Here is a 20,932-nt window from a genome sequence, read left to right on the forward strand (position 1 = left end):
CGCCTGCAAGATCTGCGGTTAACCCTGCACAACCACCTCCCCTTCTATCTGGTGCTGACCAAACTCGATCTGCTGCACGGCTTTAGTGCGGCGTTTCAGTCACTGGACAAACCGCAACGCACCCAGATACTGGGCGTCACTTTCAGCCTGAATGCCGATGATGAGCACCGCTGGCGGACTGAACTGGCGCAGTTCTGGCAGCAATGGATGCAACAACTCAATGCCGCCATGCCGGACATGATGCTCAACAAAGTGGATATCAACCAGCGCAGCCCGCTGTTCAGCTTCACCCGTCAGATACAGGGGCTGCACAGCTACCTGGTGCAATTGCTGGAGGGCATTCTCTATAATGGCGGTCCGGCGCAGCCCGGGCTGCGCGGCGTTTATCTCACCTCCTCCCGACAAATCGGCCAGATGGATGACCTCTTTACCCAGTCTGCCGCTGTACAGTATCACCTGGGGCCACAGGCCTTCCCAACCTGGCCGGTGGCGGACACCGCGCCCTACTTCACCCGTTCGCTGTTTGAAGACGTGTTGCTGGCCGAACCCAATCTGGCGGCGGAAAACCGCCTGTGGTTAAGCCGTAACCGGCGCAAACTCCTGACCTTCTCCACCGTCGGTGCCGCCGCTGGCCTGGCCCTGTGGGCCGGCTGGCACTACAACTATCAGAAGAACTATCGGGCCGGTGAAGAAGTCCTGGCACAGGCTAAAACCTTCCTGTCCATTCCCCCACCCAAAGGGGAAGACCGCAACGGAAACTTACAGTTACCGCTGCTGAACCCTATCCGGGAAGCCACCCTGGCCTACGGGGATTACCATCAGAAAGGGCTGCTGGCAGATATGGGACTGTACCAGGGCGCTGATGTCGGTCCGTATGTCGAAAACACCTACCTGCAACTGCTGTCCCAGCGCTTCCTGCCCGCCCTGATGAATGGCCTGCTGGATGACCTGAATCAGGCGGCCAAAGGCAGTGAGGAGAAACTCGACGTCCTGCGCATCATGCGGATGCTGGAAGACCGCAGTGGCCGCAATAAGTCACTGGTTGAACAGTATATGCGTGAACGCTGGAGCCGGGTCTTTAACGGCCAGCGTCAAACACAGGAACAGTTGCTGACTCACCTCGACTATGCCCTGGACCACACTGACTGGCAGGCGGCCCGGGAAGCGGATAACCCGACGGCCATCAGTAGTTTTGCGCCTTACCAGCGCCCGATGATAAATGCCCAGCAAGAGCTGAGTCAGCTCTCCATTTACCAGCGGGTCTATCAGAACCTGCGCCTCAAAGCCCAGGACTCGCTGCCGCCGCCGCTCAATCTGCGCGACCAGATTGGCCCCAGCTTTGACAGCATCTTTATCGCCAATAATGACAGGCAGCTGATTATCCCGCAGTTCCTGACGATGAACGGCCTGAACAACTACTTCGTCAAACAGGACGACCAGCTGATTGACCTGACCGTGATGGACAGCTGGGTGCTGAATCTGTCGCACAACGTGCAATACAGCGAGACCGACCGTAAAGAAATTCAGCGCCAAATCACCGAACAGTATCTGGGTGACTACACCGCCACCTGGCGCGGGGCCATGAACAACCTGGATATCCGTCATTTTACCGATATCCCGCAGGCCATCGGGGCCATTGAGCAGGTCATCAGTGGGGAACAGCCCTTCAGCCGCGCATTACAAATCCTCAGCGACAACACCCGCCTGCCGGTGATGAATACGCCCCTGCCGGGCAAAGAACAACAGCCGTTACGCGACACCCCGGATTATCGCCTGTTGGTGCGCATCAACCGGGAGTTCGCCCCGGAAACCGGCGTGCTGGTGGAATACGGGGATAAAAATAGCACCCTGCAGGAGGTTTATCAGAAACTGATTGCACTGCACCGCTACCTGCTGGCCATTCAAAACGCCCCGGTCCCGGGTAAAGCTGCCCTGAAAGCGGTCCAGCTGCGACTTGAACAAAACAACAGCGACCCCATCTTCGAAGTGCAACAGCTGGCGAAAAACCTGCCGGAGCCGTTAAACCGCTGGGTCGGTGAACTGGCTGAACAGGCGTGGCAGGTGGTCATGCGGGCCGCGGTCAGTTCGCTGGAAGTCGAATGGAGTGAAAACGTCGTCAGACAGTACCAGACCTACCTGGCCGGCCGCTATCCGTTCAACCCCGAAGCCACCCAGGATGTGCCGCTCAGTGAGTTCGACCGCTTCTTCCGACCCGGCGGCACGCTGGATGCCTTCTATCAGCAGAACCTCAAACCGTTTGTCGAGAACAACCTGACCTACGGCACTGACGGTGAACAGCTTATCCGCCCGGATGTGCTGAAACAGCTGACCCTGGCTAACCGTATTCGCGACACCTTCTTCACCCCGCAAAACGGCCTGGGTACTCAGTTTGCCATTGAACCGGTCAGCCTGACCGGCAACAAACGCCGCAGCCTGCTTAACCTCGACGGACAGTTACTCGATTATGCCCACGGTCACGGCAGCATCGTGCACTTAATCTGGCCAAACTCCATGCGGGCTGGCGTGGAAAGTCAGCTCACGCTGATACCGGACGTCAGTGGCAAATCACCGCGCGCCGTCAGCTTCACCGGCCCGTGGGCACAACTGCGCCTGATTAACAGCGGCAAACTGACCAGCGTACGGCCGGATTCCTTTGATGTGCTGTTTAGCGTGGATGGCGGCGACATGACCTACCGTATCTACGTCGATGAATCCGACAACCCGTTTGCCGGCGGCCTGTTCAGCCAGTTCAAACTGCCTGACACCCTCTACTAATGACAAATGAAAACGCCCCTGCCCCGCGTCGCCGGTGGCAGGCAAGGATAAACGGCCATGCGTGAACCCCCTGAAAACCTGATTATCCGTGCCGGCAGTAACCCGATGAACCTGCCAGCGTTCACGGCAATCCGTGAAGAAATCAACAAAATCAACCACCCGTCTCAGCCGGCGGTGAACTGGCTGCGGATTGAATCCCTGGCCCTGACCCTGTTTCGCTGCCACGGCGTCGATTTGCAGAGTGCGATTTACTACACCCTGGCCCGGATGCAACTGAGCGGCCTGGCCGGCTTTACCGAAGGCTGTGAACTGCTGGCCGGCGTGATTGTCAGCCAGTGGGATGAACTGTGGCCGCCCCAGCCTGCGGTCCGCACTGACATGCTCGACTGGTTTAACACCCGCAGCGGCAACGCCCTGCGCCAGCACGACTACACCGCCCGCGACCTGCGCCTGATTTACCGGGCAGAGCGGGCCTTGCAACTGATAGTTGACCGGCTCCAGCAGTCCGATTTAAAGCGCCTGCCCAAAGTCGAAAACCTGCTGTGGTTTTTCCAGAACACCGCGAAAAAACTGGAAAATAGCCGTATCCTGCCCACACCGGCCTCCAAACCGGTCGCGATGCCGCCGCTGGTCTACCTGGCCAATACCGGGCCGGAACCGGCAGAACCGGAAACCGGCGACCCCGGTGACGACAGCCACCCGCCCAGAGTCCAGGTCCGTTTCCCAGAACCGCCGCCCGGGATGAGCGCCTTACAGGGCTTTGGACTGGGCGTTCTGCTGGGCGCGTTTGTCCTGACCGGCAGCTGGCTGGGGCTTTACCGCCCGCTGCAACAACAGCTCACGGCCCTGACTGACACGCCGGATGGCGCGAGACTGGCCTGGCTGTACCGGCCTGACCTGCCAACCTATGAACAGCAGCTGACCCGGTTAGCGGACACCTCACCGCTGGTGGTGCTGCAACAGGCTGAACAGCTGACCGGCATGGCGCAGAAAACCTGGCCGCAGGACCGCAAACAGCAGCGTGAAACCGCCCGCTGGCAACAGTTACAGGCCGTCCGGCTGGATAACGCCCCGCTGTCGGGCAGCTGGTACCAGACCCACAATCAACTCCAGCAACTGACCGACAAAATCCTGGCGCAGGAGCGCAACCGGGGCAGTTTCACCCTCTCCTATTTGAAGACCGCGATTTATCAGATTCAGACCCGCCACAACCGCGACGTACCACTGGAAGAGTTGCTGCGTCAGCTGGCCGTGGCGGTTGAACAGGGGCACACCGTCTCACCGGCCCTGATAAAAAAGACCGACGACCGTTTTAACGCCCTGCTCAGTCGCTACTCTGCGTTACAACAAGACGCCGGGCTGACAGCACGTCCTGAGAAAGACCACCCGTAACCTCAGAAAAGGAACCTTTACCATGTCATTTCAGAAAAAAACCGCCGGGCAGGTGGCACAGCAGATAGCCAGCCAGCTCAGTTCTCAAAGCGCCGGCGGGTTGCAGTTCACCCTCACTGCGGGCGGATTACCGCCTGAGACCTTTGTCGTCTCCCGGTTTTCACTCACCGAAGCCCTGTCAACCCCCTTCAGCCTGACGGTCAGTTTAGCCAGTGCCGACCCGGCGATTGATTTCGCCGCCGTCCTCGATACCCGCGCCACCCTGACCATTCTGCGCGCCGGCAAAGTCGAGCGCACCGTCACCGGCATGGTTGCCTGCTTTGTACAGGGCAACACCGGCAAACATCAGACCCGTTATGAGATGACGGTCCGCCCCGATATGTGGCGCACCACCCTGCGTCAGAATGCCCGGATTTTTCAGCAGCAGGATATCAAAACCATTCTCACCACCCTGCTTAAAGAGAGCGGCGTCCGCGATGTGGTGTTCCGGCTGCGCCATCCGCACCCGGAACGGGAGTTCTGTGTCCAGTACCGGGAAACCGACTTTGACTTTCTGCACCGGCTGACCGCCGAAGAGGGCATCTTTTACTGCTTCGAATTCACCGGCAACAAAAACACCCTGGTGTTCGCCGACACTGCGGGGGCCCTGGCCAAAGGCCCGGTGCTGCCCTACCACCCCGGTGACGCAACCGAAGCCCAGCAGCTGTGCGTCACGGCGCTGACCCGGCAGGCTCAGGTGCGCCCGGCCACCGTGGAGCTGAAAGACTACACCTTCAAAAACCCGGTCTGGGCGGCGGAGTTCCGCCACCATATGCGGGAACAAAACCTCCAGCACACCGGCTATGAACACTTTGATTTTCCCGGGCGCTTCAAAGACGAGCAGCACGGGGCCGATTTCACCCGCTACCGGCTGGAAGCCCTGCGCAATGACGCCCTGACCGGCCACGGTGAAAGTAACGACGCCGCGATGCGGCCCGGGGTCCTGTTCACCCTCACCGACCACCCCCGTGATGACCTCAACCAGCTCTGGCAGCTGGTCAGCGTCGCGCATAGTGGCAGCCAGCCGCAGGCGCTGGCGCAATCCACCGGGGAGTCCGGCACGGTGATGAGCAACCAGTTCACCTTTATCCCGGCGCATCAGCACTGGCGTCCGATGCCGGCGCGCAAACCGGTGATGGACGGCCCGCAGATAGCCAAAGTGGTTGGCCCGGCGGGCGAAGAAATCTTCTGTGATAAATACGGCCGTATCCGGCTGCAATTTCTGTGGGACCGTTACGGCCAGAGTGACGACCACAGCTCCTGCTGGATACGGGTCACGCAACCGTGGGCCGGTCAGGGCTGGGGTATGCTGGCTATCCCGCGTGTCGGTCAGGAAGTGGTGGTGGACTTTCTTGATGGTGACCCGGACCAGCCGATTGTCACCGGGCGCACCTATCACGCCAGCAACATCCCACCGGGCAGCCTGCCGGGCAGCAAAACCCAGATGGCCTTCCGCTCAAAAACCCACAAAGGCGAAGGCTATAACGAACTGCGCTTTGAGGATGCCAGAGGCAGTGAAGAACTGGCTTTGCATGCCCAGAAGAACATGACCACCGTGGTGCGCAATAATCGCGAAACCCGGGTCATAAACGACCACACCGAAAGCATCGGCCATAATCAGGTGCTGTCCGTCAGAAATGACCGCCATAAAGAGGTGACAGGCAATGAAGTCAGCGCCATCACTGGCCTGCGTCAAATCACCGTGGAAAAAGACAGCCTGCTGAACGTCAAAAATAACATCCAGATACAGGCCCGGGCTGGCGGTATCGAAATTGCCACCGCCGGGGGCAGCATCACGCTCGACAGTGCCGGCAACATCAGTATTCAGGGCGCTAATATCACCCTTAACGGCAAACAGGTCAATGTGAACTGACCGGTATTGCCCCATTAACCGCCACACCTGACGACATGATTTCAATCAATCACGGAAAAACAGCATGACAAACACAGTGTATCAGATGAATGAAGGCACCCTGGCTATCCCGGCCAGCTGGCGGGATGAATCCATGAACGTATTTGTGCTGCCAGATGACAGCGGCATGAATCTGGTGGTCAGCCGCACCCCCGTCCCGGCCGGCATGGATAACACCGCTTATTATGAACAGACCCTGGCACAGTTCCGCACGCACCTGCCCGGTTATCAGGAGCACCAGTGCAGCGAAATCACCCTCAGTCAGGCACCTGCCCGCCGGCTGGACTACCAGTGGAAAAGCCCCGAAGGGGACATGTACCAGACCGTAGTGCTGCAAATCCGCGGCACACAGTTGCTGACCTTCAATCTGACTTCACCCGCTCCCTTTGCGGATGGCCAGCGCGAAGCGTTACTGGCGGTTATCGACAGCTTCCAGGCCGCCGGATGAGTTGACAGGAGGTGAAATATGTCACTTGGTGATGAGATTATTACCCGGATTGCCCGAGTCGGGGCGTTACATGCCGCCCCGGTTGCGCCCCCATCGGGCGCTCCCGGCCCGGCAGCGGCCCGAGAAGGCGACCCGATTAAACATGCCAGCTTCCTCGGTGCCCTGGCCGGGGCCATTACCGGGGCGCTGATAGGTGCGGCGGTGTTTGCCGCCGCCTCGGCACTGGTGGGCCTGACCCTCCTCACCGGCGGATTAGCCACCGTTGCCATCATTGCACTGGGCAGCGCGGCGACCTTTGCGCTGGGCGATGTCATCAGCGCCGCCAGTTCGGCGGTGACCAAAATGGTGGACAGTATCGGCCCGCCCAGTGGCGCACTGCTGACCGGCTCCCCCAATGTGTTTATTGAAGGTAAAGCTGCGGCACGGGCCACCGTCGATACCGCAAGCTGCAGTAAACACCCGGCTCCGCCCCTGATTGCTCAGGGCAGTGAAACCGTGTTCATCAATGGCTTCCCGGCAGCCCGGGTGGATGACAAACTGGTCTGCGGTGCCACCATCAAAGCCGGGGCCAAAACCGTGTTTATCGGTTCCGGTCAGGGTACCTACCTGGCCGTTGCCGAAGAATTCTCCGCCTGGCAGCGGGCGATGCTGATGGCGGTGGAATTTCTGGTGCCGCCCTCCCGCCGCGCCATTAAGGGCCTGGGTAAACTGTTCACGAAAACCGGCCGGCAGGCCGTGCTCAACGGGGCAAAGGCCGGGGCCCGGTACGTCGGGAAAATCGTCTCGGGTAAAACCTTCTGCTGTGCCAAAACCGCCTTTAAAGAAACTCAGGGAGTGAGACGTTACCGGGACAGCACCAAAAAATTCTTCACCGGCGACCCGATTGACGTCACCACCGGCCAGCTCTTCGACCAGCGCACCGATATCACCCTTGGCCAGACCCTGCCGCTGGTGTTTTTACGCAGCTGGGCTCCCGGGGAACAGGGCCTGCTGGGGGCGGGCTGGACCGACAGCTTCTCCCAATGCGCCCGGGTTACCGGCGACCGGGTGGAAATCAGCACTCCCGAAGGGGCCTCACTCTACTTTGCCTTACCGGCCGCCTGTACCCACAGTATTAACCCCGACCACCCGGATTTTACCCTGAGCCGGGGCAAACAGGGCTATATCCTGCGCCACCGTGACTCACCGGTATGCAAGTATTTTGCCCTGCCCGTTCCGGTTGCCGCCGATGCGCCCCAACGCTGGCAGCTGACCGAACACCGGGACTGCTATGACAACCGGCTGCGGTTTATCTATAACGAGCGCTATCAGCTGACTCAGGTTATTCACAGTGACGGACCGGTCCTGACACTGTGTTATAACCTGCGGGGCCAGCTCACCGATATCCTGCGAACCGATGAAGGCTTACAGGAAGTGATGGCCCGCTATCACTACCATGACAATGGCTGGCTGGCCGAAGCGGACAGCACCCAACACTTTCACCTGTATTATGAATATAACGCGCAGGGCCTGATAAGCCGCTGGTCTGACGGTGACCAGACCGGGGTGGATTACCGCTACGATAAACAGGGGCGCTGTACTGACAGTGTGGGCACCGGCGGCTTCTACCCGGTCCACCTGGACTATGCTCCCGGCATCACCCGCTCTACCACCCCACAGGGGCACACCACCACCTGGCATTACAACGACCAGCTGCTGGTCACTGAAATCCACACGCCCGGCGGCGGCGTGACCCGCAATGACTATGATAACTGGGGCAATCTGGTCCAGCAGACATTGCCGATGGGCGAAACCCTGGCCCTGACCTATCTGGCCGATACCGGTCGGGTGACATCACTGACGGATGCGACCGGGGCAGTCTGGCAATACAGCTATGATGCGGACACCCTGCAACTGACCGGCATGACTGACCCGCTGCACCGCACCTGGCTGCAACTGTATGATGAACAGGGCCAGCCCTCGGGATTTATTGCCCCGGACGGCCGGAAAACCACCCTGACCCGCAATGCCTTTGGGCTGGTGACCGCAGAAGAAGACACTGACGGGAACCGACACACTCAGGAATATGATAGCCATCAGCGGCTGGTGAGACTGTTTGATGAGGAGCACCGCACCGTCAGCCTCGGCTATGACAGCCAGGACCGGCTGCGCAGCCTGACCGCTGCCGGCGCGCTGTGGCGCTGGCGTTACGACCGGCATCACCGGGTGGCGGTCAGCGACCGGCCCGACAACCATCTGGAGCATTTTCACCATGACCGCCACGGGAACCTGACCTGCTGGACTGATGCGCGCGGAGTGGCCTGGCAGGTGGAATACGGCCCGTTTGACCTGCCGGTAGCGCGGGTTGATGGTGAGGGGCACCGCTGGCAGTATCGCTACGATGCGGATACGCTGCAACTGACTCAGGTGATAAACCCACAGGGGGAAAGCTACACCTACCTTCTCGATGCTGAGGGCCGGGTGGTCACTGAACAGGATTATGCCGGCACCCGCTGGCACTACCGTTATGACTTATCGGGTAACTGCATTGAAAAACGGGACGGAGAAGACACGGTTACCCGCTATAACTATGATGCGGCGCAGCGCCTCACGACCCTGCATACCCCGGAAGGCACCACGCATTATCATTACGATATTGTGGGACGGCTGCTGACAGTTGAATCACCGGACAACACCCTGTCGTTTGAATATGATGACCAGGACCGGATAGTCCGGGAAATCCAGCCGCACGGGGAAATTCAGCGTCACTACCCGGATAACCGCACCCTTGAGCGGCAGCTGTTCACCGGGGAAACAGCCCCGCCGGCCGGGCCGTCACGATTTACCGGCCAGACCCACCGGGAACACTGGCAAAGCCAGATACAGGTTAACCGGGCCGGGGAGCTGACTGGCCTGACGCTGGACAGCCTGCTGCCCCTGACGGTAGAACGCGATGAGGCGGGACGGGACACGGGTCGTTACACCGAAAGCGGCTTCATTGTGCGCCAGCAGTATAACCTGATGGGGTTACTGACGGCACAACGGGCGGGCCGTAACCCGCACATCTTTCGCCCGGCTGAACTGGAAGACATTGGCGAACCGGCCTATGCCAGCCTGGCCCGCCGGTATGACTATGATACCGGGCTGAACCTGGCCGCCGTCCACGATGACAGGCAGCAGCGGCACTATTGCCTTAACGGCAACGGCCAGGTGGTCTCGGTCAGTGACGAAGGGAACCTGCGCGAACATTATCAGTATGATGCCACGGGCTACCCTGCCCGGCGGTTCGACGGGGTGCAGGAGATAATGGGGGAAACCCTCTATCAGGAAGGTCACCGCCTGAACTGGGTTGGCTCACACCGGTTTGTCTACGACCTGGCTGGTCGCATGAAAGAGAAACAATTTTTAGCCGAAGGTTACCGGCTGGCGGTGACGAAATACCGCTGGAACAGCCAGAACCAGCTGACCGGCCTCATCACCCCGGATGGCCGCCGGTGGGAATATCGCTATGATGCTTTCGGGCGGCGGACAGAAAAACGCTGTATCCAGACCGGTAAGCTGACCACGTATTTGTGGGACGGGGACGTGCCAGCGGAAATCCGCGAATACCAGCATGGCCGGTTGAAAATAATCCGGCATCTGGTGTTTGACGGGTGGGAGCTGACAGCCCAGCAGACCCGACAGTTTACCCTCAATCTGGACAACCGGGTGGACCTGATGGTGGGCGACATCCAGACCCAGTATGCGGTGAGTGCGCCGACGGGTGAACCGCTGGCGCTGTTTGACCCGGCAGGCAAACGGGTGTGGCGGCAGCCGAGACAGTCGCTGTACGGTCTGCCGCTGACAGAGCAGGGTGAGAACCCGCAACTGGATCCGGGCCTGCGATTTGCCGGGCAAATTTTTGATGAGGAAAGTGGTTTATTCTATAACCGGTTCAGGTATTATTTGCCGGAAGGCTGTTGTTATCTTAGTACTGATCCGATTGGGTTAGCTGGCGGACTAAATCCTTACAGTTACGTGCATAATCCGACCGGATGGGTTGACCCATTAGGATTGACAGGATGTTCAGATCCTAAGAAATGGGATATTGATAGCTATGGGAACTTAAGGGATTCAGTTAAAGGAAAAAATTTAGCGCTTGATTCCCATCATGTTGGTCAAAAAGCAATAATGAAAGATCTGGTGAAAAATTATGATCCTAAAACAGGACCATCAATTCTAGTTCCTAAAGTTGGACATACAGTTTCTAAAGATGGATTAGGAATTGTATCCAGAAGCCGAATAAACCCAGCAACAGGTAAAGAATTTACTAACGCAAGAAGTGTGATTGCCAGGGATATACAAGAGCTAAGAAGAGTTTACCCAGAAATTCCAAATAGTAAGCTCAAAGAGCTTATTGATATGAATAAAAATATGTATCCAGAAGTTATATTTAAATGAATTTAAAAGGTAACCATATGAAAAATGATGAAAAAATAATAGAATCTATTTTTAGTGAATTATTTGATGACAACTTACCCCGTTATCAGAATAGTTTAACCAGTCCAATAGATAATAATGATGATGTGTATGCCAAGGCCAGAAAAGCATTATCAAAATTAGATGATCAAGACAAAACAGCTATTTTTGACTTCTTCAAGGTAGTAATATCTGATACATCATCAACTATATTTGGAACCATTGATGGTTCTCACTTTCCACCCAATATAGATAGTGATTTTACGTTAACTTATGAAGACGAAGAAATACAAGGAAGTTTACAAGACTTATTCATAGAAAAAGCTGAGAATAAAGGTATTTTTAATTAAAAAAGTAAGGCTGAAAGATCTTTCGGGATCTTCCGGCCTCATTATGATCTACCGTGGCGCATACCCACGGTAAGCCAGCGCGGATTGAAGCTTAGAGATCGCATCCTTGATCTGATACGCTTCCTCGTCATTCACCGCACAGGCCCGTATCTCCGGTCGCGGTAGGAATAACCGTTACCGGCTACCCCCCGCAAAGATCCGGACATGCGCGACTAACGCATCCGGCTCCTACCTCGGGTGTTTGGCGTAAAAGCGCTGCAAAAGATAAGGATGCACAATTCGGGGAGACGGTATCCATTTATTCACCAGTGACGGGCCGGTGCTGACTCTGGGCTATAACCTGAGCGGGCAGCTGACGGAAATTACCCGTACCGATTAAGATGTACGTAAAAGAATATTATCCACAGATGGGTATCAAATGTTTTATCGTTGGTTATTTAACAACGTCAGGAAAGATAAAAAGTGAATATAATCCACGTTCGTTAAACATAAAACACGATATCTGATGATGATTAAACTTAACAAAAAGCAGGTGTATAAAAGAGGTAAAAAAAACGGTTAAAACTTTATACTCATTAAATCCATCGAATAAAAAAATGACTTCCGATAACAGGTTAACTGTCATCATCATTTAAAAACGCGAATACCAAAGCATTAAACCTTTTATATCAAAATCGGATTTAACGCAATAAATGCCCCTTTTAAAAATAACCATTAATAGCATTTAATCGAAAATCATTAACCATTAATCCAAAGTTGAAAAGAAATCGCATGTAAAATAACATTACCTGAATAAACGGATATTAAAGCGCTTTCTCGCCAGTTATTTAACAACATCAGAAAAGATAAAAAGTGAATATAATTCGTGTTCGTTAAACATAAAACACGATATCCGATGATGATTAAACTTAACAAAAAGCAGGTGTTAAAAGGGATAAAAACAACGGTTAAAACTTTATACCCATTAAATCCATCGAGTAAAAAAACGACTTCCGATAACAGGTTAACTGTCATAATCATTTAAAAGCGCGAATGCCGCCGTATTAAAGATTTTATATCAAAGTGGATTAAACGCAATAAATGCGGGTTTTTATAGGGCAGTCAATGGTATTTAATCAAAAATCACTAACCGCTAATAGCGAGTTGAAAAGAAACCCGTACGTAAAAGGATATTATCCGAACAAATTAATATTAAAGCATTTTCTCGCCGGTTATTTAACAGCATCAGTAAAGATAAAAATCGGATATGATTTGCGTTCGTTAAATGTGATCCGATGATGATTAAATTTAATAAAAATCAGGGATTAAAAGAGGGTAAAAATGACGGTTAAAAATTTATACCCATTAAATCCATCAAGTAAAAAAACGACTTCCGATAACAGGTTAACTGTCATAATCATTTAAAAGCGCGAATGCCGCCGTATTAAAGATTTTATATTAAAGCAGATTAAACGCAATAAACGTAACTTTTCAGAGGGCAGTTAATGGCATTTAATCGAAAATCATTAACCGCTAATAGCGAGTTGAAAAGAAATTAGCACGTAAAAGGATATTTTCCGAATAAATGAGTATTAAAGCATTTTCTCGCGGGTTATTTAACAGCGCCAATAAGGATAAAAAGTGGATATAATTAACGTTCATTAAGCGTAATCCAATGATGATTAAACTTAACGAAAAGATAGGGTTAAAAGTGATAAAAATGACGGCTAAAACTTTATACCGATTAACCCCATCAGTTAAAAAAATGACTTTTAATCACAAGTTAAATACTGCCAATAATAAAATGCAGAGCAGAATTTATTTTGTTTACCCTGCCCTGTTTAATTTATTCATCAATGATTCTATATTTCACTTATTTTACATTTACCTGACCTGCTATCATCATTTAAAAGCGTGAATACCGCCGTATTAAAGATTTTATATCAAGGCGGATTAAATAAATTTTCAAAATAGTAGATCACTGTGAGGGAATTCAGTCCGATTTTTGCGATCTGATCAATTGCCAAAAATCACGAACCCCAACACGGACTGAGTTATGCCAATCATAGCACCCATACCTCAAAATGAATGCCAGAAAATGAGAAAACTTATCCATAAAACCCGTGATAAGAACTATTCCCGTCGATTAACGGCGTTATTGATGCTCAATGAAGGATTGACGGTGACTTATGTCGCCAAAACCCTTCATGCCGCACGCTCTTCCGTCAATCGTTGGGTTGAGTGGTTTACATTATATGGGCTCGAAGGGCCCAAAAGTTTACCGGCTGGCCGACCTGCTGTCTGGGAGCTCACCCCTCTCTATAACCTGTTGCTTTTCTTATTACAGCAATCTCCCCAAGAGTTTGGCTATCTTCGCTCTCGCTGGAGCCTTGAGCTCATGACTCATACCTTTAATGAATGACTCAACCTCTCTCTGACACAAAGTGTTCTCTATCGTTACTTTGCTCAGGCAGGTATTGTCTGGCGCAGAGCGGCACCCACGGTAAAACAACCCGATCCTGAATATGATGAGAAAATGGCAAAGATCGCAGAAGCCAAAGCGAATATTTCAGAAAAACATCCCGTTTTCTATGAAGATGAGGTGGATATTGATTTAAACCCGAAAATCGGCGCGGACTGGTGTTTCAAAGGACAACAAAAACGGGTTATCACCCCGGGAAAAAATGAAAAACATTACCTTGCGGGTTGCCTCAATGCCCAAACAGAGCAAGTCGCCTATGTTAAAGGAATAAAAAAGAACTCTGATTTATTTATCAAAATGTTAGATGAACTGAATCATCAATATCCCCATGCGGAAACCCTCACGTTAATCTTAGATAACTACGGTATTCATAAAAGTCAGAAGGTCAAGGACTGGCTGGCACGACATCCCAAATTTATCCTGTTGTTTTTATCCGTCTATTCACCGTGGCTAAATAAATATAGAACGGTTATGGCAATCGCTCCATGAGACAATAACGTGAAATCATTGTTGTCAATTTATGTGGCAGTTGCTTAATTATGTTGATGCCTTTTTGGTATCGTTTTCATCACAGCAAAAGCCAGGAAGACAAAAAATGAGTGTAGCACTATTATGAAATCTTATTTAGCTGTTGCACGAGGCATAGCTTTAGTAATTATGAACCAATTTGAAAATCTATTCGAAGATATAGAGAAAATGGCTTGGTCAAATGAGTTTAAATGGCCGAATTCGTGTTTTTAAATGGTTATGGCAGATTATATAAATGTAAAATAAGCGGAGGGTAGTATTGCCGATAAACGAATTAATTATGTCTGTGAATAATCCTTTTTTAACCACTATATATCTTTTTAAAAAGCGGGTATTAATGGAATACCTATCTTTTAATCCTTAACTGACAGATAGCTGAGTGAATCACCCATAAAAAAACTTGCGGACGTCGAAAAATGAATGGTCTTCATTAAGCAGTTTTTGTAAATCTCATCATTTTTTCTTTTCCCGTATTTAATTTTTTAGATTTAAAACCACAGAAGGTAAAAGATATACCATCTGAAAAATTGCATTTATTAGTCGAATCCGCCGCATGTTAAGTCAATATAAAATAAGTGGAGTTTAAAGTCGCTGATAAATGAATTAAACATGGCAGGGAAAACAAAGTGGAATCCCACCCTACGTCGTTGATAATCACAGATAAACTTATTAAGAGCCAGCTCAATCAGGACTATGAAACACTCAAGGCACGCAACGTCAGTAGGCTTTTTGCTAAACGTAGCAGCAGTGTTAATTACCTACTCCTTCCCCCAAAAAAACCATTTGAATCTACGTGCCTCAGAGCTGACTTTACTTAACTGCTTATAACCAGAATTTTAACCATAAATAGAACGAGTTTCAGTCACATTCTCACGCTTATAAGATCCAGCAACAGTAAGAAACTCACGCCACAACGTAATCAGTCGCTCAAGATCAGCACGGGAAACATCAAGATGCGTCACTAAGCGGGTGACAGAATCTACACGCAGAATCACACCTCGTTCTTTCATCCAAGGTCCCAACTGTGCGGCTTCATGCGCGGGTATGCGTAAAAACACCATATTAGTCTGTGCCCCTGGTGCTAAAACTTCCACACCCAGCGCACTCAATTGTTCAGCAAGCCACTGGGCATTATCATGGTCCTCGCGTAACCGTTGAACATTATGCTGCAATGCATAACGTGCTGCGGCAGCTAATATTCCCGTCTGACGCATTCCTCCCCCAGTCATTTTGCGCCAACGCCGTGCCTGACTGATGTATTCTGCATCACCACACAGTAAAGAACCCACTGGCGCTCCCAAACCCTTGGACAGACAGATGGTCAGAGTATCGCAATACTGAGAGAGAGTACTCAGTGGCACATCTAACGCCACAGCCGCATTGAGAATACGCGCCCCATCAACGTGCAATGCTAAGCCTTTTTCCTGTGTAAAAACGCTGGCCTGCTGCAAATATGCAAGTGGTAGTACCTTACCATCGTATGTATTTTCTATGCTGAGTAAACGGGTTCGGGCGAAGTGAGCATCATCCGGCTTAATAACACTAGCAACAACATCCAGAGGCAATGTGCCATCAGCCGCCATATCAATCGGTTGTGGCTGTATACCGCCCAATACGGCAGCACCACCCGCTTCATACAGGTAGTTATGCGCTTTCTGACCCACAATATATTCATCACCTCGCTGGCAATGGGTGAGCAATGCCACCAAATTAGCTTGTGTACCAGTAGGTAGAAACAGCGCAGCTTCCTTACCAGCCAGTACAGCGCCTTCGTGTTCAAGCTGGTTAACATTAGGGTCGTCGCCATAAACATCATCACCCACCTCCGCTAATGCCATGACTTTACGCATAGCCTCGCTGGGTTGGGTAACAGTATCACTACGTAAATCGATCATAGGTGGCTCCTGTATATTATTTTGAAAAATTATTTTGTTTAAATAGCCAGAGGATAATCTCTTTCATGTCTAACAATGCCATAACCATATCCACTTATACTTTTGATCAGATCGTCTGTACTAACTGTAAGAGATAATATAATTTTTGCTATAAACATCCCCGGTATAATTTACTGAAAAGTATCAAAACATCAGCAGAGTAAAAACATGGCATAAAGCAGTATCGAATAAAGTCACTATACAGATAGCATACCCGCCCAAATAGCGATATAAATTGACGGGTTTTACCTGATGCTTTAAAGCGTTTTCAGTTACTGCTGGTAGTGAACCTGACGGTTTAACTGCCATGACAGTAAATCAGTAAATACCTGCCAGCGATGAAACTGTTTAGCCTGCTCTGCTGTCATTGGTTGTGGTTCACCTAATAATAATCCTGTTTGGTTTGCCCATGGTCGAAATTCACCTTTACCTATCATGATATAGGCACCTTGCGGTGTAATAGTCACTTCCGGGTTATATCCCTGGCACCAGATAGAGTCCAGATGTTCAGTCAGCAAATTACAGCCGGTACGGTAATAAGTCGTATTTGATAGGCTTAAATGATAGAGAGTTGGCCAGATATCTTTATGGCTGCCGACTTTGGTCGCATCAAAAGTCATGTTCTGGCGATAAGCAGGTGGTACGTAGAGATAAAATGGTACTCCGTGACCAATTGCCAGTTCATGGGCATCTGGATAACTGATGCCCCGCATATTATGGTCACCGGTTGCTGCAATAATAGTATGGGAAGCCAGTGACTGAGATTTTACCCAACTGATAAATTGCCCCAACTGATCGTTGGTATAACGTAGAGTATGGAAGACCTCCTGTAACTCATCACCGCTAGCCAGACGGCTTAGGCGTTGTTTCTCTGCATCGTTTAGCTTAATGTCGGTTTTCTGATAGCCTTTTGGTGACTTATACGGTGGGTGATGGGTAGTGGACAACGACAGAATCAGAACATGTTCGCCGTTCTTCTCTGCCTGAGCTAGTCGTTCTTCAATATAACGGAACATAAACTCATCAGGTACACCCCAAGTACCGAATTTGGCTTCTGGGTAGCGTTTTTTTAGCCCGTTCTGATCGATAAATTCACTGACGCCCAGATTTGGCAGGAACTGATTCAAGTTACGCCATGCTCCGTTACCTGATGTGACGAAGATAATCTTATAACCATTCGCCAGATAGGGTTTAAACATATTGCTGGTGAAATCGAGATTTTGGGCAGTGGACTGGCTGATTGCGCTGTTTGGGCTACGGACTAGGAAGCGGCTCAAACTGTCGATGGTGCCATCTCCTTCAGAAACAAAACGTTCAAAACGCCAGTCGTTTTGCCAGTGCTGGCGCAGGGCACCAAAAACATCAAGGTTTGGGCGATCCAGGCTTTGCAGGTGATAGCCCATGCTTTCCATCACGTTAAATATTACATGGGGTGGTTTTTTCTGAGCGACAGGATTGTCGGCGGTTTTAGCCATAAACGGCGACAGGCTAGCTGGCGTTGGATTATCCAGAAATTGGCTTAATAGCTTGCGACCTTGTTCATCCGTTGCCTCTGGGAAGTAGCTGTTTTTGTAATGATCATTAAAGGCCCAGTTCAATGCCATTGGACCGTTAGGCGTCAGCATATTAAGTATTTTCACTTCTGAAACTTGTGTATTGGATTGACGTAGTGGAAAGGTCCCTATGGAGCCGCGCATTCCAACAAAGCAGACAGCCAAAATAGCCAGCGTTGCTATAACAGAAACCGGCAGGCTGGTTTTGCGTTCTAGTCGTGAGGCAAGGCGGCGTTGCCAGCGGAGACAAAGCCAGAAAACAAAAGCGGTGAACAGAACTAAACAGAGCAAACCACGGATAATGGGATAATCATTCCACAAGGTATGTAACACGGCTTGCGTATCATCTTCCACCAAACCGAAAATGAAAATATCGATCGACCGTTCATAAGTGGCATAGTAATAAACATTGACTACAGTTAAAGCCCCAACCAGTGTATTGAGTATTGCAGCCAGCCACGGATAGAAACGTTGCCATAGGCTGAAACTGTTTTTGTTAATGGCAAATAAGCCGGCAATCAGCAGACAGGGAACAAATAGCAGACTGGCAATACGGATATCAAACAGCCCGCCAATCCAGAACATTTGTTCTACATCTTGAATGGCGTCAGCAAGGAGCTGATGACTGCTATAAGTGAGGAGAAGATAGATTCTTCCCGCCATTTGTATTGATACAGCTAGCAGCCAGGGAAGTAGAAGAGCGATAAAAGCTTGTTTAAATCTGGGAAACCACATAATGCCTTCTTAATTAGAATGGATTAGTAAGATTAATTTGGTATTTTATGGGCAAGGATCCTAGCTTATTCAGTAAATGATTGCCTATCCTATGTTAGATTATTTTATTAGACATTTTTTGCAGTAAACAGCAGATCTGACCAAGGTCCAGATAAAATCGATTGAGAAAGGATAGCTTAGATTATAAGCCATCCTTGAAAATTATAATTTCATTAAGTTATTAAGTGGAAAAGAATAGCGCTTTCAGAGGCGAGAACCCGATGTTATGGTATTCAGCCCTCGGCTGCCCCTGCTTTTTTACGGCATGTATTCAAATCATTCAGTAATTGGTTTACATGATCATCACTGAACATAGTTTCCAGTGTGGTATTTAATTTACGTCGCCAGTTGGGATATTCCATCGTAGTACCTGGAATATTGACGGGTTTATCCATATCCAGCCAGTCTTCGGGTTGCAGTCCCAGTAGTGCGCAGGTGCTGTGGGCAATATAGCGATGTAACCCTTGGTTTATCTCAGGCGACATTGTTACTTCTTTTGCCGTGTGGCCGATATGTTCCGGAATACAGCCGTAGCGATGTAATCCCTCTAATAGCTCTTGTTTGCTTGCTTGACGTTCGGTATATAACCTTTGAAGAAGATCTTTATCGGGATATAGCCTGAGTGATTCCCCAAGCGTCAAATCGGCACTTTGCCAGAATCCGCGCAAAGTAGGTAAATCATGGGTGGTTATCGTTGCCATTGCTTGTACTGGGTAATCATCTGGTGCACGGACTTCCCCTTGTTCATTGCGCTCAAAGTAGAGCACTTTATAAGAATAGACGCCGCTATCGCGCAGTTTATCTACGATCTCTTCCGGCACGATACCCAAGTCTTCACCAATGATTAAGCAGCGATGGCGTTGACTTTCCAGTGCCAGAATTGCTAGCAGATCATCAACTGGGTAGTGTACATATGCCCCTTTGTCGGCGGTTTCGCCATAGGGGATCCACCAGAGCCTGAGCATCGACATAACGTGGTCAATGCGAAGGGCGCCGCAATAGGTCATATTTGTGCGCAGCAGCTCAATGAATGGTTGGTAAGCTTGGGTTTGCAAAACATGAGGATTCATTGGTGGCAGGCCCCAGTTTTGACCCAGTGGCCCCAGAGCATCCGGTGGCGCTCCCACTGATGCTTTGGTGCAGTAAACAGCCCGGTTACACCAGGTTTCCGATCCTCCTTCGGCTACGCCAACGGCTAAATCTCGGTAAAGCCCAATCGGCATTTCACTGGTTTGACTTTGGGCAAAGCAGTCTGCAAGTTGAGTATGGGCCAGCCACTGTAGCCAGAGGAAGAATTCCACTTCCTGCGGGTGAGACTGGCAAAATGTTTGTACGGCTTCGCCGTGTGGATTGCTATATTCTTCCGGCCATACAGGCCAACCCCAACAGCTGTTATTTTTAGCGTATAGCCGGCAGTGCAGAGCGTCATAGACGGCTTGATAGTAGAGGCATTCACCACCTTGAATGACAAATTGGCGAAAAGATACCTGTTGAGAGTCAGTTTCTAAACGGGTATTGAACTGTTGATATGCCAGACGCAGTGCTGCCATTTTCAACGCCATCACGGTGGTGTAATCCACCCATTTTGTACTGCGGGTATGTTGTAACATGCGCTGAGTCGTCTGTGTTTGCCACCAACTCTGTGCTTCTTCACTGTGTTTGAAATCCTCAATCTGATTAACATCGATGTAAACCACATTAAGCCAGTTGCGTGACGAGGGGCTATAGGGGCTGGCGCTTTCTGGCATAGCTGGATGCAACGCATGCAATGGATTCAATCCTATAAAAGAACCTCCGCGCGCCGCTATCTCTTTCAGCATGTATTTCAGATCGCCAAAATCTCCGATTCCCCAATTGTTTTCTGAACGCAGTGTATAGAGTTGCACACAGGCACCCCAAAGTTTTTCCCCCTTTAACAGCGCATTTGGCTCATAACAGCGTTTGGGTGCGACTATCATTTGCATAGACCAGCATTGGCTGCCTTGCGTCAGAGTAAGGTGATGGTATCCCTGAGCAAGGGTATCAGGAAAAATCAGTTGATGGCTGCCATGCCCCTGAAATTCCTCTCCTTGTTCTGTCCGTATCTGCCATTGGTAGTTCCTATCGTCTTCCAGAGTGATAGTGAAGCGCTGCCCTTGAGTAAAAACTTTTACCACCGGTACGGGGGAAACCGGCTCGCCGGCCGGTTTGTTTACATTTATGGCATCTAACAGGCGGTGTCTGGTTTCTGCTGGAATCGCCTGTGGTTTTCCATAAGCATTGATATAGCTGGCAACAATGCCAGCCTCGGTCGCTAAATGATCGAGGCGTTTATCCTCCATGATTTTTC

10 protein-coding genes and 2 pseudogenes are annotated in these 20,932 nt (G+C 50.8%); 8 read left to right on the top strand and 4 right to left on the bottom strand.

The window, feature by feature from the left end:
* The 5 genes and pseudogenes from tssM to ACGF7G_RS15370 all read left to right on the top strand — a co-directional run.
* Nucleotides 1-2,775: type VI secretion system membrane subunit TssM (tssM, locus tag ACGF7G_RS15350; protein WP_387466611.1), on the top strand; the 2,775-nt coding region annotated here is incomplete at its 5' end.
* A gap of 57 nt (nt 2,776-2,832) precedes the next feature.
* Complete coding sequence (locus ACGF7G_RS15355) at nt 2,833-4,167, top strand: VasL domain-containing protein (protein WP_387466613.1); 1,335 nt, start codon at nt 2,833-2,835, stop codon at nt 4,165-4,167.
* A 22-nt stretch (nt 4,168-4,189) separates the two neighbouring features.
* Nucleotides 4,190-6,079, top strand: a complete 1,890-nt coding sequence (locus tag ACGF7G_RS15360) for a type VI secretion system tip protein VgrG (RefSeq protein WP_387466615.1) — start codon at nt 4,190-4,192, stop codon at nt 6,077-6,079.
* A gap of 64 nt (nt 6,080-6,143) precedes the next feature.
* On the top strand, nt 6,144-6,566 hold the full coding sequence (locus tag ACGF7G_RS15365) for a DUF1795 domain-containing protein (protein ID WP_133814271.1): 423 nt from the start codon (nt 6,144-6,146) through the stop codon (nt 6,564-6,566).
* Nucleotides 6,567-6,908: 342 nt separating this feature from the next.
* Nucleotides 6,909-7,640: pseudogene (locus ACGF7G_RS15370) on the top strand (PAAR domain-containing protein); the annotation flags it as partial.
* Between the two features lie 330 nt (nt 7,641-7,970).
* Here the strand turns inward: ACGF7G_RS15370 and ACGF7G_RS15375 are convergent.
* Nucleotides 7,971-8,279 (bottom strand): hypothetical protein, encoded by a 309-nt coding sequence (locus ACGF7G_RS15375; protein WP_387466657.1) that lies wholly within the window; start codon nt 8,277-8,279, stop codon nt 7,971-7,973.
* Between ACGF7G_RS15375 and ACGF7G_RS15380 the strand changes: the two genes are divergently transcribed.
* The 3 genes and pseudogenes from ACGF7G_RS15380 to ACGF7G_RS15390 all read left to right on the top strand — a co-directional run bounded on the left by ACGF7G_RS15380 (nt 8,202) and on the right by ACGF7G_RS15390 (nt 14,430).
* Complete coding sequence (locus tag ACGF7G_RS15380; RefSeq protein ID WP_387466655.1) at nt 8,202-10,985, top strand: RHS repeat-associated core domain-containing protein; 2,784 nt, start codon at nt 8,202-8,204, stop codon at nt 10,983-10,985. The two genes, ACGF7G_RS15375 and ACGF7G_RS15380, sit on opposite strands and share 78 nt — an antisense overlap.
* 17 nt (nt 10,986-11,002) lie before the next feature.
* Nucleotides 11,003-11,353 (top strand): hypothetical protein, encoded by a 351-nt coding sequence (locus ACGF7G_RS15385; RefSeq protein ID WP_387466618.1) that lies wholly within the window; start codon nt 11,003-11,005, stop codon nt 11,351-11,353.
* A gap of 2,035 nt (nt 11,354-13,388) precedes the next feature.
* Nucleotides 13,389-14,430: pseudogene (locus ACGF7G_RS15390) on the top strand (IS630 family transposase).
* Nucleotides 14,431-15,178: 748 nt separating this feature from the next.
* Here ACGF7G_RS15390 and ltaE read toward each other — a convergent pair.
* The 3 genes from ltaE to malQ all read right to left on the bottom strand — a co-directional run bounded on the left by ltaE (nt 15,179) and on the right by malQ (nt 20,924).
* Nucleotides 15,179-16,237 carry a low-specificity L-threonine aldolase gene (ltaE, locus tag ACGF7G_RS15395; RefSeq protein WP_387466620.1) on the bottom strand — a complete coding sequence of 353 codons (1,059 nt, stop codon included), beginning with the start codon at nt 16,235-16,237 and terminating at the stop codon, nt 15,179-15,181.
* Between the two features lie 311 nt (nt 16,238-16,548).
* The gene (locus ACGF7G_RS15400) at nt 16,549-18,564 is read right to left on the bottom strand and encodes an LTA synthase family protein (RefSeq protein WP_387466622.1); all 2,016 of its coding nucleotides are present in this window, start codon (nt 18,562-18,564) and stop codon (nt 16,549-16,551) included.
* A 272-nt stretch (nt 18,565-18,836) separates the two neighbouring features.
* The gene (gene malQ / locus ACGF7G_RS15405) at nt 18,837-20,924 is read right to left on the bottom strand and encodes a 4-alpha-glucanotransferase (RefSeq protein WP_387466624.1); all 2,088 of its coding nucleotides are present in this window, start codon (nt 20,922-20,924) and stop codon (nt 18,837-18,839) included.
* Nucleotides 20,925-20,932: the final 8 nt, after the last annotated feature.

The sequence above is a fragment of the Photorhabdus sp. RM323S genome (assembly GCF_042879375.1).
Classification (GTDB): domain Bacteria; phylum Pseudomonadota; class Gammaproteobacteria; order Enterobacterales; family Enterobacteriaceae; genus Photorhabdus; species Photorhabdus tasmaniensis.